Annotated in this window: 18 protein-coding genes; 6 read left to right on the top strand and 12 right to left on the bottom strand. The window is 46.2% G+C overall.

Annotated elements, in window-relative coordinates; genetic code table 11:
* Positions 1–24 precede the first annotated feature (24 nt).
* The 3 genes from cgtA to rplU form a co-directional block, all read right to left on the bottom strand.
* Positions 25–1,194, bottom strand: a complete 1,170-nt coding sequence (gene cgtA / locus FC652_RS04195; RefSeq protein WP_176297592.1) for an Obg family GTPase CgtA — start codon at positions 1,192–1,194, stop codon at positions 25–27.
* Between the two features lie 154 nt (positions 1,195–1,348).
* Entirely contained in the window at positions 1,349–1,606 is a 258-nt protein-coding gene (gene rpmA, locus FC652_RS04190; RefSeq protein ID WP_176297591.1) for a 50S ribosomal protein L27, read from the bottom strand.
* A gap of 20 nt (positions 1,607–1,626) precedes the next feature.
* Complete coding sequence (gene rplU, locus FC652_RS04185; RefSeq protein ID WP_128811754.1) at positions 1,627–1,938, bottom strand: 50S ribosomal protein L21; 312 nt, start codon at positions 1,936–1,938, stop codon at positions 1,627–1,629.
* 270 nt (positions 1,939–2,208) lie between these two features.
* Here rplU and ispB point away from each other — a divergent pair, with 270 nt between their 5' ends.
* On the top strand, positions 2,209–3,180 hold the full coding sequence (gene ispB, locus FC652_RS04180; protein WP_176297590.1) for an octaprenyl diphosphate synthase: 972 nt from the start codon (positions 2,209–2,211) through the stop codon (positions 3,178–3,180).
* Positions 3,181–3,302: 122 nt separating this feature from the next.
* Here the strand turns inward: ispB and mdh are convergent, their stop codons facing one another.
* Positions 3,303–4,235, bottom strand: coding sequence for a malate dehydrogenase (mdh, locus tag FC652_RS04175; protein WP_176297589.1), 933 nt, complete (start codon positions 4,233–4,235; stop codon positions 3,303–3,305).
* 376 nt (positions 4,236–4,611) lie between these two features.
* On the opposite strand from mdh, the gene argR reads away from it, so the two are divergent.
* The 4 genes from argR to FC652_RS04155 all read left to right on the top strand — a co-directional run bounded on the left by argR (position 4,612) and on the right by FC652_RS04155 (position 9,701).
* A complete protein-coding gene (gene argR / locus FC652_RS04170; RefSeq protein ID WP_176297588.1) occupies positions 4,612–5,082 on the top strand; it encodes a transcriptional regulator ArgR in 471 nt (156 codons plus the stop codon).
* 360 nt (positions 5,083–5,442) lie between these two features.
* Positions 5,443–6,411, top strand: coding sequence for a TAXI family TRAP transporter solute-binding subunit (locus FC652_RS04165; RefSeq protein WP_176297587.1), 969 nt, complete (start codon positions 5,443–5,445; stop codon positions 6,409–6,411).
* 193 nt (positions 6,412–6,604) lie between these two features.
* Positions 6,605–9,184, top strand: a complete 2,580-nt coding sequence (locus tag FC652_RS04160) for a TRAP transporter permease (RefSeq protein WP_176297586.1) — start codon at positions 6,605–6,607, stop codon at positions 9,182–9,184.
* A 79-nt stretch (positions 9,185–9,263) separates the two neighbouring features.
* The gene (locus FC652_RS04155) at positions 9,264–9,701 is read left to right on the top strand and encodes a universal stress protein (RefSeq protein WP_176297585.1); all 438 of its coding nucleotides are present in this window, start codon (positions 9,264–9,266) and stop codon (positions 9,699–9,701) included.
* 95 nt (positions 9,702–9,796) lie between these two features.
* Here the strand turns inward: FC652_RS04155 and FC652_RS04150 are convergent, their stop codons facing one another.
* The 8 genes from FC652_RS04150 to mlaF form a co-directional block, all read right to left on the bottom strand.
* Positions 9,797–10,522, bottom strand: a complete 726-nt coding sequence (locus FC652_RS04150; protein ID WP_176297584.1) for a 1-acylglycerol-3-phosphate O-acyltransferase — start codon at positions 10,520–10,522, stop codon at positions 9,797–9,799.
* Positions 10,523–10,660: 138 nt separating this feature from the next.
* Positions 10,661–11,926 (bottom strand): UDP-N-acetylglucosamine 1-carboxyvinyltransferase, encoded by a 1,266-nt coding sequence (gene murA / locus FC652_RS04145; protein WP_176297583.1) that lies wholly within the window; start codon positions 11,924–11,926, stop codon positions 10,661–10,663.
* Positions 11,927–11,935: 9 nt separating this feature from the next.
* Positions 11,936–12,190 carry a BolA family iron metabolism protein IbaG gene (gene ibaG / locus FC652_RS04140; protein WP_176297582.1) on the bottom strand — a complete coding sequence of 85 codons (255 nt, stop codon included), beginning with the start codon at positions 12,188–12,190 and terminating at the stop codon, positions 11,936–11,938.
* A 3-nt stretch (positions 12,191–12,193) separates the two neighbouring features.
* Positions 12,194–12,511, bottom strand: a complete 318-nt coding sequence (locus tag FC652_RS04135; RefSeq protein ID WP_176297581.1) for a lipid asymmetry maintenance protein MlaB — start codon at positions 12,509–12,511, stop codon at positions 12,194–12,196.
* A complete protein-coding gene (locus FC652_RS04130; protein ID WP_176297580.1) occupies positions 12,511–13,149 on the bottom strand; it encodes a phospholipid-binding protein MlaC in 639 nt (212 codons plus the stop codon). The genes FC652_RS04135 and FC652_RS04130 overlap by 1 nt, the downstream gene beginning before the upstream one ends.
* A 4-nt stretch (positions 13,150–13,153) precedes the next feature.
* A complete protein-coding gene (mlaD, locus tag FC652_RS04125) occupies positions 13,154–13,642 on the bottom strand; it encodes an outer membrane lipid asymmetry maintenance protein MlaD (RefSeq protein ID WP_176297579.1) in 489 nt (162 codons plus the stop codon).
* Between the two features lies 1 nt (position 13,643).
* Positions 13,644–14,432, bottom strand: a complete 789-nt coding sequence (gene mlaE, locus FC652_RS04120) for a lipid asymmetry maintenance ABC transporter permease subunit MlaE (RefSeq protein ID WP_176297578.1) — start codon at positions 14,430–14,432, stop codon at positions 13,644–13,646.
* The gene (gene mlaF / locus FC652_RS04115) at positions 14,425–15,228 is read right to left on the bottom strand and encodes a phospholipid ABC transporter ATP-binding protein MlaF (protein WP_072612127.1); all 804 of its coding nucleotides are present in this window, start codon (positions 15,226–15,228) and stop codon (positions 14,425–14,427) included. The genes mlaE and mlaF overlap by 8 nt, the downstream gene beginning before the upstream one ends.
* Before the next feature lie 346 nt (positions 15,229–15,574).
* Here mlaF and FC652_RS04110 point away from each other — a divergent pair, with 346 nt between their 5' ends.
* On the top strand, positions 15,575–16,540 hold the full coding sequence (locus FC652_RS04110) for a calcium/sodium antiporter (protein WP_013572480.1): 966 nt from the start codon (positions 15,575–15,577) through the stop codon (positions 16,538–16,540).
* Position 16,541 lies beyond the last annotated feature (1 nt).

Genomic DNA, 16,541 nt, shown 5'->3' with positions numbered 1-16,541 from the left:
CGGCTCTTAATATGCGTCAGGCGATTATTCACGAACATAGATGACGTGACCATCATCTTCTTCGTCGTCCCAATCATCCCAGTCGTCGTCATCGTCTTCAGTAATCACTTCACCCTGATTTGCATCTGGATGGTAATCCCACATGAAGTTCACTTTCTCAGCTTCCGACATTTCTTGTTCTTCACGTGGCAATTGCTCCATGAAGTCAGCTAACTTATAACAAAGATCTTTCGTACCTTGACGATTCACCGCTGAGATCTTGAAGTATTGCTCTTCCCAACCCAACGCATCGATCACTTCTTGAATGATCTCATCCGCTTGCTCTTCGCTCACGAGATCGACTTTGTTAAAGACTAACCAACGAGGTTTGTTGGCCAATTTTTCACTGTACTGTTCAAGCTCATCGATGATCGTCAGCGCATTTTGCACTGGATCCGATTGATCAATTGGGTAGATGTCGATCATGTGCAACAGTACACGACAACGCTCTAGGTGTTTAAGGAAACGAATTCCCAAACCTGCACCATCAGCCGCACCTTCAATCAACCCTGGAATATCAGCAACCACAAAGCTTTTCTCAGGAACAACACTCACGACACCTAGACTTGGGATCAAGGTAGTAAATGGATAATCCGCGACTTTCGGTTTCGCCGCCGACACAGCACGAATAAAGGTCGATTTGCCTGCGTTTGGCAAACCAAGCATACCTACATCCGCAAGTAGCAGAAGCTCTAAGCGAAGTTCACGAATTTCCCCTTTCGTCCCCATCGTCTTTTGACGAGGAGCGCGGTTAACCGAGGATTTAAAACGCGTGTTACCTAGGCCATGCCAACCACCTTTGGCCACCATGACTTTTTTACCATGTTCAGCAACTTCAGCAACGATCTCATTAGTATGAATATCCACTGCTCGTGTACCAACAGGCACGCGTAACGTAATATCCTTACCGCGCTTACCAGTACAGTTGCCACCGCTACCATTTTGGCCACGCTCCGCTTCATAGAAGCGCTGAAAACGGTAGTCAATCAGCGTATTTAAGTTTTCATCGGCTTGGATGTAGACATCACCACCGTCACCGCCGTCGCCACCATCTGGGCCACCTTTGGTGACGAATTTTTCACGCCAGAAACTTACAACACCGTTTCCGCCGTCGCCAGCTTGAACCTTAATTACCGCTTCATCAACGAATTTCATTTCTTACTCCGGCTATTTCGCCCGTAAATCAATATCACTACATTTTAGCAGATGACAGATCGAAGACACCAAGAGATGGTGTTTTGAATATGTCGACTGCAATAAAAAACCCCACCATTACGGCAGGGTTTTTCGATTCTGCTAGAAACCTAAATTACTCAGCGTCGATGCTTACGAATTTACGGTTTTTAGGACCTTTCACTTCGAACTTAACTTTACCGTCAGTTAGAGCGAATAGAGTGTGGTCTTTACCTAGGCCAACGTTGTTACCAGCGTGGAACTTAGTGCCGCGCTGACGAACAATGATGTTACCTGCTAGAACAGATTCACCACCGAAACGTTTAACACCCAGACGTTTACTTTCTGAGTCACGGCCGTTACGAGTAGAACCACCAGCTTTTTTGTGTGCCATTGTTAAACTCTCCTATTAGATTACGCGTTAATACCAGTGATCTTCACTTCCGTGAACCACTGACGGTGACCTTGTTGCTTACGAGAGTGCTTACGACGACGGAACTTAACGATTTTAATTTTATCGCCACGACCGTGCTGTACAACTTCAGCAACTACTTTACCGCCCTCTACTAGAGGAGCACCAACTTTGATGTCTTCACCGTTAGCAACAAGTAGAACTTTATCAAATTCAACAGTTGCACCAGTTTCAACGTCTAATTTCTCTAAACGAAGAGTTTGACCTTCGCTTACACGGTGTTGTTTACCACCAGATTGGAAAACAGCGTACATATTTTACTCCGCTCTTTCCGCACAGCCTATGCTACATTTTGTGCGATAAGGGTGTGCGCTAAACTAATCATCAATAGGGCGCAGATTCTACAGAAAGGATCTTCCCATGACAAGCCATATTTTGAAAAAATTGGCGAAAAGCTAATCGCCAAATAAAAGTGGGGCAATCATGCCCTTTAGTAATGTATTAATCAATGTTTTTTAGTGTATTATTCGACAATTATACAAATCGATTAAGCCTTGCAGGGTCTAACTTCAGCCGGATATACGATGGATTTTAAAACTATCCAAGCGCTTACTGCCGATGACATGGCAAAAGTGAACGAAACAATTCAAGCCCAACTCAATTCTGATGTCTCTTTAATCAATCAACTTGGTTTTTATATCATCAGTGGTGGCGGTAAACGTATTCGCCCTCTCCTTGCCGTCATTTCGGCAAAAGCACTAGGCTATCAGGGCAATGCGCACACCACAGCGGCAGCATTTATTGAGTTTATCCATACTGCGACGCTGTTGCACGACGATGTCGTGGATGAATCAGACATGCGTCGAGGCAAAGCTACCGCCAATGCCGCATTCGGCAATGCTGCCAGTGTTTTGGTTGGGGATTTCATCTACACCCGCTCTTTTCAGATGATGACTGAACTAGGATCAATGAAGATCCTTAAACTCATGAGCGATGCGGTAAACGTGATTGCAGAAGGTGAAGTCATGCAATTGATGAACTGTAACGATCCTGATACCACCGAAGAAAGCTACATGCAGGTGATCTATTCTAAAACCGCACGCCTGTTTGAAGCCGCAACACAAATTGGGGCTATTCTTAATGATGCTCCAGCGGAAGTCGAAACCGCACTGCAAAATTATGGCAAGTATCTCGGTACCGCGTTTCAGTTGATCGATGATGTCATGGATTACACATCAGATGGCAAAGAGATGGGTAAAAACGTTGGGGATGACCTCGCAGAAGGCAAGCCCACACTGCCTTTATTACATGCCATGCGTCATACCAGTGCAGACAACGCTCAAATGATTCGCGAAGCGATCGAAAACGCCAACGGAATGGAGCGTTTAAACGACATTCTGGCGGTGATGCAGCAAGCCGGCTCATTGACCTACACTGAAGAAAAAGCGATGGAAGAAGCCGATAAAGCCATTGCAGAATTGAAGGTATTGCCTGAGTCCGAGTACAAGCAAGCGTTAATTACACTTGCACACATGGCGGTAAAACGCAGCAAATAGTCAACGAGAAGAAAGGGAGCAATGGCTCCCTTTCGTTTTTGTTAAGTAAAATGCTATCAACCACAAACAAAAAGCCGATCCAACGATCGGCTTTGTTTTTCTAACCACTCACATTCGCTGGCTTACTTTACGAAGTCCACACCAATTTGAATGTCACCGTTAAGCGTTTCTAGCATGCCATCGAGAGCCGCTTTTTCGAAATCACTTAACTCGCCGTAAGGTAGAACTTCTTCAACACCATCTTTGCCAAGTTTCACTGGCTGTGCAAAGAAACTAGCGTGTTCGCCATTACCTTCAACGTACGCGTATTCAATCACTTCTTCACCCTGAAGCGCTTTCACGAGCGCAAGACCGAAACGACAAGCGGCTTGGCCCATAGAGAGTGTTGCGCTTCCGCCACCTGCTTTCGCCTCAACCACTTCAGTACCTGCGTTTTGAATACGTTTTGTCAACGCTACAATTTCTTCATCTGTGAACGTCACGCCTTCGACTTGAGAAAGAAGAGGCAGAATGGTCACACCAGAGTGGCCGCCAATCACAGGAACGCGAACTTCGCCAGGATCTTGATCTTTCAACTCTGCAACGAAGGTTTCTGCACGGATAACGTCGAGAGTCGTGATACCAAACAGTTTACGCTTGTCGTAAACACCCGCTTTTTTCAGTACTTCAGCCGCAATTGGCACTGTGGTATTCACTGGGTTAGTGATGATACCAACACAAGCGTTCGGACATACAACCGCAATTTTTTCCGCTAACGCTTTGACGATACCAGCATTTACGTTGAATAGATCTGCACGATCCATTCCTGGTTTACGAGCAACACCAGCTGAGATAAGTACCACATCTGCACCCTCTAGTGCCGGCGTTGGATCTTCACCAGCATAACCTTTGATCGAAACAGGTGTTGGGATGTGACTAAGGTCAGCAGCAACACCAGGAGTGACCGGTGCAATATCATATAGGGCTAAATCAGAACCCGCTGGCAGGCGGTTTTTCAGCAAAAGAGCTAGGGCTTGACCGATGCCACCCGCGGCACCAATTACAGCTACTTTCATTGTAGTTCTCCTTGAGAGCGATCTCTTATAAACGTTTTTAGTAGGGTATTTTGTAAACAGCTGTACAGAAAGCTATAGCAATTACAACTTGATTACAATCAATTAACGCGCGCTTTGCGACCTTGCGCAACTCGATCTTCACGTGCCACATTATTTGGCGCTATTATCCACATAAAATGCAGGTATGACAAAGAGTTAAGCTTGAAGAAATTAAACAACATTTTTACCTCTGTTGCCGTATTTACTCGGCTAATAGGACGCTAACCTGTTTAAAATTTACAGTGATATAACTAACAGAATGCAATCAGCCTTTGGCACTAAGTGAATACCTATGCGAAAATATGCAAAACCATAGAATAATTGGAAATTGAACTTCATGCGTCCATCTGAAAAACAAGATAATCTCGTTCGCGCTTTCAAAGCTTTATTGAAAGAAGATCGCTTTGGGTCTCAAGGTGAAATAGTCGAAGCTCTGAAATTAGAAGGCTTTGATAACATCAACCAATCTAAAGTTTCACGCATGCTCACTAAGTTTGGGGCGGTGCGCACGCGTAATGCAAAAATGGAAATGGTTTACTGTCTTCCAACCGAGCTCGGTGTACCGACTGTTAGCAGCTCGCTACGTGAACTCGTGCTTGACGTCGACCATAACCAAGCATTGGTCGTCATTCATACGGGACCAGGGGCAGCCCAACTGATTGCCCGTATGCTAGATTCCCTCGGTAAGTCAGAAGGTATCTTAGGTGTCGTCGCTGGAGATGACACCATTTTCATTACCCCAACCCTTAACATCACAACAGAGCAGCTGTTTAAGTCGGTTTGTGAGCTCTTCGAGTACGCAGGCTAAAGTGCGACTTGCGATGCGCTCCGCTGTAAACTAAAGGAGCGCATTCTTTAACAAATGGTTTAAATTTGCACCTAAATCAACAATATCACTCATAACGCCTCATTACCTCTAAAAGCATTATTGTCATTTTAAGTCATTGTTCTATTTAATCACCAACTCAAAAATATCCAACAAACGTCTCTTTTCTTAGATTTTTTCGCTATAAGATTTAACAATTGTATAATTATCTGCCAATTATTTGTTATTATTCTGCCACTTTCTCAAACGATAGAAATGAGAAAGGTGCCGTTTCCAAAAGGAAACCCCTGAAGATAGCAGGCTATGCTTCTGGGTTAATAATGGATAAAGGAAGGAACATTCATGGCATTTAAGACACTAATTAAAGTGGGTTCAATTGCTGCCGCTGTGATCGGCGCAGGTGCAGTTCACGCTCAAGATTTTATTACGATTGGTACAGGTTCTGTAACGGGTGTTTACTACCCAACCGGGGGCGCCATCTGTAAACTGATCAACAAAGATCGTAAAGATCACAATATTCGCTGTTCTGTTGAGTCCACTGGTGGTTCGATCTACAACGTAAACACTATTCGCTCTGGTGAGTTAGACTTCGGTATCGTGCAATCTGACTGGCAATATCATGGCTACAAAGGCACCAGCAAATTTGAAGAGCAAGGCCCATATCCTAAACTAAGAGCGATGTTCTCACTGCATACCGAACCATTCAACATCATCGCACGCTCAGACGCTGGCATCGATAAGCTAGAAGATCTGAAAGGCAAACGAGTGAATATTGGTAATCCAGGTTCTGGTGACCATGCAACAATGAGCGTTGTAATGGATGCTATGGGCTGGACTAGCGACAGCTTTAAGTTAGCGTCAGAGCTAAAAGGTTCTGAGCGTTCTCAAGCACTTTGTGACAACAAGATTGATGCCTTCATCTACATGGTTGGTCACCCGAATGGTTCTATTAAAGAAGCCACCACCTCTTGTGATGCGAAGTTGGTTTCAGCAACAGGTCCTCAAATCGATAAGATCGTTGCAGATAACCCATACTACGCCTATAGCACAGTCCCTGCGGATATGTACCGCGGCACGGACAAAGACGTGAAAAGCTTCGGTGTAGCGGCGACATTGGTAACGACCTCTGACGTTTCTGATGAGGTAGCCTATAATGTGGCGAAAGCGGTATTTGAAAACTTTGATACCTTTAAACGTCTACACCCTGCATTTGCCAATCTTAAGAAAGAAGACATGGTGAGTGCGGGTCTCTCTATTCCTCTACACCCTGGTGCAGTGAAATACTACAAAGAAGTGGGCTTGATTAAGTAATCATCCACTGACACAGACAGGAGGCTCGCGCTTCCTGTCTGCTATTCAATTCTGCTCCCGACTTCAACATTTCTGTTGTCTGGCATGCCATTGTTTGCAACTCTTATTACCAGACAGCGTTACGGAAAGCGCACTCTTGTCTTACACAAGGGCGCATCACATAAATTAGACCATCAATAACAAGGAAACGTACATGACGACGAATACCACTCCGTCACAAGATGTGCAAGAAATGGTGGCTCAAGCCGATACTGGCGCACGTAACCCAGCGGGGTTACAGGGACAAATTCTTTGGTTTGTTCCTCTTTGCTGGTCATTGTTTCAACTGTGGTACGCTTCACCGCTACCTTTTATTTTTGATTTTGCTGTTCTTAATGACACGCAAGCACGAGCCGTACATTTAACCTTTGCTGTCTTTCTTGCCTTCACCGCCTATCCTGCGTTGAAGAACTCACCTCGAGACTATATCCCTGCCCTTGATTGGATATTGGCCTTACTCGGCAGTTTCTCGGCTTCCTACATCTACATTTTCTATACCGAGCTTGCTGGCCGTTCAGGGGCTCCAACTACGGTGGATGTAGTAGTAGCCGTCACTGGTATGGTGTTGTTGCTTGAAGCCACTCGCCGAGCATTGGGGCCCCCTCTAATGCTCGTTGCCGCACTGTTTCTGCTATATACCTTTGCTGGTCCCTACATGCCTGATGTCATTGCTCATAAAGGAGCAAGTATTAACAAGGCGATGTCACATTTATGGTTGACCACTGAAGGAGTGTTTGGCGTTGCTCTTGGGGTGTCCACCTCATTCGTTTTCCTGTTTGTACTCTTTGGAGCCATGCTTGAGCGAGCAGGCGCGGGAGCGTATTTCATTAAAGTGGCCTTCTCATTGCTTGGTCATATGCGTGGTGGTCCAGCAAAAGCGGCCGTCGTAGCCTCCGGTCTATCAGGGCTTGTTTCTGGTTCTTCCATCGCCAACGTGGTCACCACAGGGACCTTCACGATCCCACTCATGAAGCGAGTTGGATTTCCAGGTACTAAAGCAGGCGCAGTTGAAGTCGCCGCTTCAACCAATGGTCAATTAACACCGCCGATCATGGGAGCCGCCGCCTTTTTGATGGTGGAATATGTCGGAATTTCTTACGTTGAAGTCATTAAAGCGGCCATTCTTCCGGCCTTAATTTCTTATATTGCGTTGATTTATATTGTTCACTTAGAAGCCTGCAAAGCGGGTATGACAGGCTTACCTCGCCGCCATACCCCAACGGTAGTACAGAGCTTGCTCTCCTTTACAGGCACCATTTTAGGTCTCTGCGTGGTTAGTGCTGTGGTCTATTACGGTATTGGTTGGACGAAAGATGTGTTTGGCGATGCCGCAACGCCATTGGTCAGCCTTGCTTTGCTTGCTGCTTATGTCGGTTTAGTGAAAATCTCCGCGAACCACGCCAAAGATGGCGGGATGGAAATCGATGCAGAGCTCACTGAAGTACCCGATCCAGGGCCAACCATTAAGTCCGGGCTCCACTATCTATTACCGATCGTCGTGCTTGTTTGGTGTTTGACCGTAGAGCGCTTTTCTCCTGGTCTTTCGGCTTTTTGGGCGACGGTGTTTATGATCTTTATTCTTCTCACTCAACGTCCTTTGATGGCGTTGATGAACAAGAGTGACGACATTGCGCAGCAAACCAAGGCTGGTTGGACAGATCTGTTAGAGAGCTTAGTATCGGGCGCTCGTAATATGATTGGCATCGGTGTAGCAACTGCCGCAGCTGGTACCGTTGTTGGCGTAGTGACACTAACAGGCATTGGCTTGGTCATGACCGATTTTGTTGAGTTCATTTCCGGCGGTAGCGTGATCATGATGCTGATCTTCACCGCAGTGATCAGCTTAATCCTCGGTATGGGGCTTCCTACAACCGCGAACTACATTGTGGTATCGACTTTGATGGCACCAGTGATCGTCACGCTAGGTGCTCAGCACGGCTTAATCATCCCACTTATCGCCGTCCACCTGTTTGTGTTCTATTTCGGCATTTTGGCCGACGACACGCCTCCAGTTGGTTTAGCCGCATTTGCCGCTGCCGCGATTGCGAAATCCGACCCGATCCGTACCGGTATCCAAGGGTTTGCTTACGACATTCGTACCGCTATCTTGCCATTCATGTTTGTCTTCAATACTCAGCTCTTGTTGATGGGCATTGATACTTGGTGGCACTTGCTGTTAACGATACTCTCCTCGATTATCGCCATGCTGATCTTCTCCGCGGCCACTCAAGGATGGTGGTTGACGAAAAACAAATGGTGGGAAACCTTACTACTGCTAGTGCTGACATTTTCGTTCTTCCGCCCTGGATTCTGGTGGGACATGATTTACCCCGCGAAAGTTCTTTCACCAGGTATTGAGATAGAGCAAATCACAGAGAGACTAGATGTAGGACAATCACTGGAACTTCGTGTAGCGGGAACCAACCTTGAAGGTGATTTCACTGAAAAGACGGTTCGTTTACCGTTTGATGATAATGCAACAACCGCTCTTGAACGCATTCAGTCCATGGGACTTTCTCTTGTAGAAGACCACGGCAAAATGCGGGTCGACATGGTTGAGTTTGATAGCCCGGCAGAAGCATCCGGTATCGATTTTGATTGGGAAATCAAATGGGTAGTGGAAGAAGCTGAGCGACCAATGAAAGAGTGGGTGTTTTTACCTTGCTTGCTGATCCTCATTCTGATGGCAGCGAATCAAAAACGCCGGATTCGGTCTCAACTCATTCAAGCGTAAAGGTTCCATAGCCCTGTGAAAACGGGGCTATATTTATCTCAAATTCGTATGCTGAAATAACAACAATAGAGATCCTACCATGTACAAACAGATTCTTGTTCCTGTTGATCTAAACGATAAAGGTTTTTCAGATAGGGCCGTTGAGCTGGCGGTTTGGCATGCGCGCCAAGCCAATGCACAATTGCATTTGCTCAATGTCCTTCCTGGAATTCACATGTCAATGGTCGCCAGCTATTTCCCTAAAGATGCGGCACAGAAAATGAAGCAAGATGTTGTTCAGCAGCTGAAAGCCTTTGCTGACCAACATATTGCCGATGAAATTGTGTATAAGGTCCATGTGGCGGAAGGCAAACCTTATGCGACTATCTTAGAGTACGCAGAAAAACTCGGTGCTGACTTGATCATCATGCCTAGCCACAAGCGATCTAAGATCGATAAAGTCGTCCTTGGTTCCGTCGCCAGTAAGGTGGTTGAAAACTCTCGAATCAACGTTTTGGTGGTCAAACCACAGGCGTAACGACGGATACCTGCCATACGATTTGGTGCTGCGCTCGATCAAAAAGGGATGTCACGTGACATCCCTTGTTAATCTTATGTTTTGCTCTTGAATATTTATTGCTGATTACGCAGCTTCACTTCTTCATCCAAGCTTTCTAATTTCACTTTCATCTTTTCACGACAGATTTCTGCAAGCTCGCGGATATGCTCTTTGCCGTAACCTTCAGTACTAATTGGATCCAGCATTTCAACAATAACGAGTCCATTATTCCAGCGATTCAGCTTAAGCTTATCCGTTGAACTACAAACGATCGGGATGATTGGTACACCGGCACCAATCGCCGCATGAAAAGCGCCCGTTTTGAAAGGCATCAAGCCACGACCACGTGAACGTGTACCTTCTGGAAACATCCATACCGAGACTTCACTTGCCTTCATACTCGATACTACTTGATCAATAGTGCCTTTCGCTTTTGCTTTGTTGGCACGATCAATCAAGATGTTTCCGGTCAACCAATACAATTGACCAAACAAAGGCAACCACGCCAGGCTCTTTTTGCCCACAGTCACAACTTTGGGTGTTACGGCCGCAGAAACGGTAAAGAGGTCCCAGTTATTTTGGTGGTTGGCAATATAAATGTGCTGGCCACGCTGGTAGGCATCTTCTGGTAGACGCAGCTCCAACTTAACTCCGAACACGCGAGACATTTTGCCAAACAGACGACCAAAGGTGAAAACATGCTTCGGATTACGAGGGCTAAGCAAGCAGTAACCACAGCCAAAAACGAACATTACAACAGCAAACAACGCTGTCGCTAATAAACGCACTAGAGCAATCATTTATAACTCCGGTATTCATTCAGATAAGCCTCGCACTTCAAGGTTCTGAGAACCTACACGCAACGTCTCTGAGTAAAACAACTTCTAAAACATAAAAAAGCCGAAACCAGTGTTTCGGCTATTGGGTTATTACGCAGTTTAGTTCGACTGGCGAAAACGCTCAATCTTTGCACCTAGTGCATTAAGCTTATTCTCGATTTTGTCGTAACCACGATCAATATGATAAATACGATCAACGATGGTTTCACCTTTTGCGATGCAGCCTGCAATCACAAGACTTGCCGAAGCGCGTAGATCCGTTGCCATTACCTGAGCAGCACTCAAGCGTTCAACATCACCACAAATAACCGTATTACCTTCAATTTCCGCTTTTGCACCCATGCGTTTTAGCTCAGGAACATGCATGAAACGGTTTTCGAAGATCGTTTCTGTAATCACACCACCGCCTTTGGCGATCATGTTAAGCAAAGTAAATTGTGCTTGCATATCGGTCGGGAAACCCGGATGAGGCGCTGTTCGGATATTGACCGCTTTCAACGTCCTTCCTGTCATATCGACAGAGATCCAATCTTCACCGGTTTCAACCAGCGCACCCGCTTCTTCAAGCTTCGCCAAGACCGCTTCAAGCAGATGCGCCTGGGTGTTGCGACAAACCACTTTACCGCCAGAAACCGCAGCCGCGACTAAGAAAGTGCCCGTTTCAATGCGATCTGCCACGACTGTGTGCTTACCACCACCTAAGCGTTCTACACCTTCAATAGTAATGGTATCAGTACCTGCACCACTGATTTTGGCCCCGAGCGTATTGAGGAACTTTGCCGTATCAACAATTTCTGGCTCACGCGCGGCATTATCCAGTACGGTTTTACCCTCTGCTAAGGTTGCTGCACACATAATTGTGATGGTGGCACCCACGCTCACTTTATCCATCACGATGTGCGCGCCTTTGAGACGACCTTCAACCTGTGCTTTTACATAACCATCTTCTAAGGTAATGGTCGCGCCAAGCTGCTCTAGACCCGTAATGTGTAAGTCCACAGGACGAGCACCAATCGCACAACCGCCCGGCAAAGAAACCTGGCCTTGACCGAAGCGAGCAACAAGTGGCCCCAAAGCCCAGATCGATGCGCGCATGGTTTTCACTAAGTCGTAAGGTGCACAGTATTCGTTGATCGAACTAGGATCCACATGCACAGAGCCGTTACGCTCTACTCTGGCACCAAGGCGCTTGAGAAGCTCCATGGTGGTATCAATATCGCGAAGATGTGGCACGTTTGCCACTTCAACTGGCTCTTCAGCCAAAATAGACGCAAATAAAATCGGCAGTGCAGCGTTTTTTGCACCTGAAATGGTCACCTCACCGACTAATGGCTGAGTTGACCCAATTACACGGAACTTTTCCATTATAAAACCTTAAAGAGACATCAGTTTCTTGTCACGTGCCCATTCAGTAGGCGTGTATGCTTTGATCGACAAGGCATGAATATCATTGCGTTGGATATAGTCCATGAGTGGTTTGTAGATCAGCTGTTGCTTCTTAACGCGGCTCATTCCTTCGAAACAAGCATCAACAGCGACCACTTCATAGTGGCTACCTTCACCTTTTACATGCAACTCTTCAAGGTTGAGTGCTTCTTCTAGTAACTGTTGTACTTTTGCGCTATCCACAATTTACCCCTGATAACTTTGAATATGTTTGGCAACCACGGCTTCGACGTTGCTTAACTGAAACAGTGTGCGTAGTTGCGCTGGCACAAAACTCAGCATTATATGACAGTTTTGTTTTTTTGCATGCTCTAATAAGTGAATTAGCATCACCATTCCGGCAGAATCCACTCTCTGAACTGACTTTAAAGAGAGCTCAACCACACCGCCATGCGCTTTCCAGCTCTGTGCAAAGCGCCACAAACTCGGCACTTGCTCTCTGTCCAAATTGCCGCTCAAACAGATCGTTTCTTCTGTTGATTGTTGCCATTGCGGGTGTGACATCAGTTTTTCGCCTCAAAGCGGATTGGCTGTTTGGCTAACGCTTCGAGTTCTTTGGCAACAGCCAAAATGCCCTCTTGACGAATTTTGCCATTCCACTCTGATTGCTTACTGGAAAGCAAACTGATGCCTTCTGCAGCCATATCAAACGCCAACCAATCGCCGTTGTTTTCTTTCCGCAGTTTAAACTCCAATTTGATATTCGGTCTTGGCGCATCAATGATATCGACCTTAACGCTGCTAATACGTTGATCTTCACTTATTGGCTGCTCTGGTGAAAACACCACCTGCTGATCAGTGTATTGCGTCAACACTTGAGCGTAAGAGGAAATCAAATAGGCGCGAAAGGCGGTAATAAACTCATTCACATCTTCACGTTTGGCACCTTTTAAATTGGTGCCCAACAGTTTCAACGCCGCATACTTCTCATTGACATAGGGCATCAACTCTTCTTCAACCACCACTTTGAGATAGTTGGGATCTTGCTGAATTTTCGGTTGTTCAGCCTTCAAACGTGCAAATGCCTGCTCAGAGACCAACTTCATCATTTGATAAGGTTCAGTTTTATCCAACACCCCACCAGCAAAAACATTCAACGAGAAGAGCAATGCCGTCGTGGCTAAAAATAGTCGTTTCAACATTCGTTTATTCCTTTTTCGCCTCGTCCTTATTTCCTACGCTGTATAGAACTTGACCAATTAAATCCTCAAGCACCAGCGCAGATTTGGTATCTTCAATAAAGTCGCCATCTTTGAGCATCTGTTCATCATCAAACACAAATCCAGGCACGAGACCGATATATTGTTCGCCAATCAAACCAGAGGTTAAAATCTGCACACTTGACGTTTCGGGAAACTGGTTGTACACACTGCTGATCGACAGAGAAACCACTGGAACAAGTGTTTCTGGGTTTAGAGCAATCTTCGAAACACGCCCGATGACCACGCCACCGACTTTAACTGGAGAACGAACCTTTAAACTGCCAATATTGTCAAACTGTGCTTTCAGGGTATAAGTATCGCCTGAGCCCAAACCTTTTACGTCAGCAACTTGAAAAATCATCACAAGAATTGCGCAAATTCCCGCCAATACAAAGCTGCCAACCCATAATTCTGTTTTACGTGTTTGTTGCATGTTAATTCCCAAACATCAACGCAGTCAGGACAAAATCCAATCCAAGCACTGCTAAAGAAGAGTGAACCACCGTACGAGTCGTCGCACGGCTGATGCCTTCCGACGTCGGAACAGCATCGTAACCATTAAAAAGGGCAATCCACGTGACGGTAACGGCGAACACCACACACTTAATCATGCTATTGCCAATATCTTGTCCCAGTTCAACAGATGCTTGCATCGCTGACCAAAAACTGCCGTGGTCGATGCCTTTCCAATCCACACCCACCAACTGCCCGCCCCAGATGCCAACCGCCATGAAAATCATCGCAAGTAAAGGCATTGAAATAATCCCCGCCCACAGCCGAGGGGCGATGATGCGTTTCAGCGGATCTACCGCCATCATTTCCATGCTCGATAATTGTTCGGTGGCTTTCATGAGACCGATTTCGGCAGTTAAAGCAGAGCCTGCCCGTCCCGCAAATAAGAGCGCCGTCACCACAGGCCCTAACTCTCGCAAAAGCGACAACGCGACCATTTGCCCTAAACTGCCTTCCGCACCATAGTCAACCAAAATGACGTAGCCCTGTAAGCTCAACACCATGCCAATAAAGAGACCGGATACAACGATGATAGCCAAAGACTGAACACCCACGTTGTAAATCTGCTTGATCAAGAGTGGCAAGGTTTTACGTGGTTGAGGTTTTCCTGCTAACGCCCCCGCCAGCATAAGACTTGCCTTACCAAAAGATTGGCACAAGCTCAGAAAGCGACGCCCGAGTGCAGAAATCAATTCAATTGGATTAGGCATCGTTGAATAAATCCTTTTCGATTGGTTGGGCTGGGAAACGAAACGGCACAGGACCATCCGCTTCACCCAATAAAAATTGTTGAACACGAGGATCGCTGTTGTTGCGCAGCTCCTCTGGTGTGCCTTTCGCGATCACTTTGCCATCCGCCAGCAGATACACCCAATCGGCAATGCTCATCACCTCCGGGACATCATGAGAAACGACAACGGCCGTGACCCCTAAGGCACTGTTCAAATTACGAATCAACTCAACCAGCACCCCCATGGTGATCGGATCCTGACCAACAAAAGGTTCGTCATACATGATCAGTTCTGGGTCGAGCGCAATGGCTCTTGCTAGGGCAGCTCGACGAGCCATACCGCCGGATAACTCACTTGGCATCAGTTCAGCAGCCCCTCTCAGGCCAACCGCTTCAAGCTTCAATAACACTAAAGTGCGAATGAGTGAGTCACTCAGTTGAGTGTGTTCACGTAAAGGAAAGGCGACGTTATCGAAGACATTGAGATCAGTAAACAGCGCGCCGGATTGAAACAGCATGCTCATTTTTTTTCTGGCGTGATAAAGCTTAGAGCGAGACAAACTAGGAATATTGACACCATCAAACCAAATCTCACCACTTTCCGGCAAGATTTGCCCACCAATCAGGCGAAGCAATGTGGTCTTTCCAATTCCAGATGGCCCCATGATGGCCGTCACCTTTCCTTTGGGAATACGCAAATCGATGTTGTCGAAAATCTTACGTTGGCCACGGGAAAACGTCAGTCCATGAATCGTTACTAAATCGTTGTGTGACATACTCTCTCTTTATTTACTCAGGTATTCCCCTGCGTTTTTTCATCGCGATTGTGTCGATTGGCGACAAATTCGGCAAGCCATGATAAGCAGATTATTTCAGAATTAAAAGCAGTGTTCGATTAATTCCTTTGAACCATCACTCAATTCAATAGACTTTCTTTCTGCACTCTTTATCAATCCTACCGAAAAATAACACCTTATCGGCTCATCTCTCATTTTCCTTACATATTAGCCTTTACCGCTTACGAGGATGTAATTTGTTACCACTTTGGCTTCCATTTTTGTCGGCAAAAGGTCAAAATTAGCGGTTAATCATTCAACTTATCATTACTTTCTGGAACTTATCATGCTCGAAGCCGTCGCGCTGCTTATCGTTGGTCTCATTTTGTTAGTCTGGAGTGCCGACAAACTTGTTTTTGGTTCAGCCGCCCTCGCTCGCAATATCGGTATTTCTCCATTGGTCATCGGTATGACCATCCTCGCAATGGGCTCCTCCGCACCAGAAATGATGGTTTCAGCCACCGCGGCACTTGACGGTAAAACCGATACCGCAGTGGGTAATGTTTTAGGTTCTAATATCGCCAACATCGCCCTCATTCTTGGTATTACCGCGTTAGTTCGCCCACTGTCGATCAACTCTGCCGTAGTACGTCGTGAGTTGCCGCTCATGATTGGTGTGACTGTCTTGGCTGGCATCCTGCTTTGGGATAGTCACCTTGGTTTCTATGAAGGCGTGCTGCTGTTTGTTTTATTTACCTTATTCCTAGTCGCGATGCTGCAAATCAGCCGTCGTGAACAAAAAACCGGAGATGCCTTCTTAGAAGAGCAAGAGTCGGAAATTCCTCAAGGCGTCAGCAATCCAAAAGCCGCAATGTGGATCGTCATTGGTCTGATCCTTTTACCACTCGCGGCCGATATGCTAGTGGATAATGCGGTCATCATTGCCAAATACTTTGGCATGAGTGATTTGGTGATTGGTTTAACCATTATTGCCGTGGGCACCAGCTTGCCGGAGCTGGCCGCGTCTTTGGCGGGCGCTCTGAAAGGTGAAGATGACATGGCGGTCGGTAACATCATCGGCTCCAACGTTTTCAATATTCTTGCCGTGATGGGGATCCCCGGAATTCTCAACCCATCATTTATTAGTGAATACGCAATGGGACGTGATTTTTGGGTAATGCTGGCGATTTCCTTACTTTTGGTTGTCATGGCATTGGGCAAATCTCGCAGAATTAGTCGTACCGAAGGTGGTATTCTACTGACCTGCTTTATCGGTTATCAGGCCTATCTGTTAATGAACATGGCAGCGTAAG

It is taken from the genome of Vibrio sp. 05-20-BW147 (genome assembly GCF_013369385.1).
Classification (GTDB): domain Bacteria; phylum Pseudomonadota; class Gammaproteobacteria; order Enterobacterales; family Vibrionaceae; genus Vibrio; species Vibrio floridensis.
This window is presented reverse-complemented; position numbering and strand designations above follow the sequence as displayed.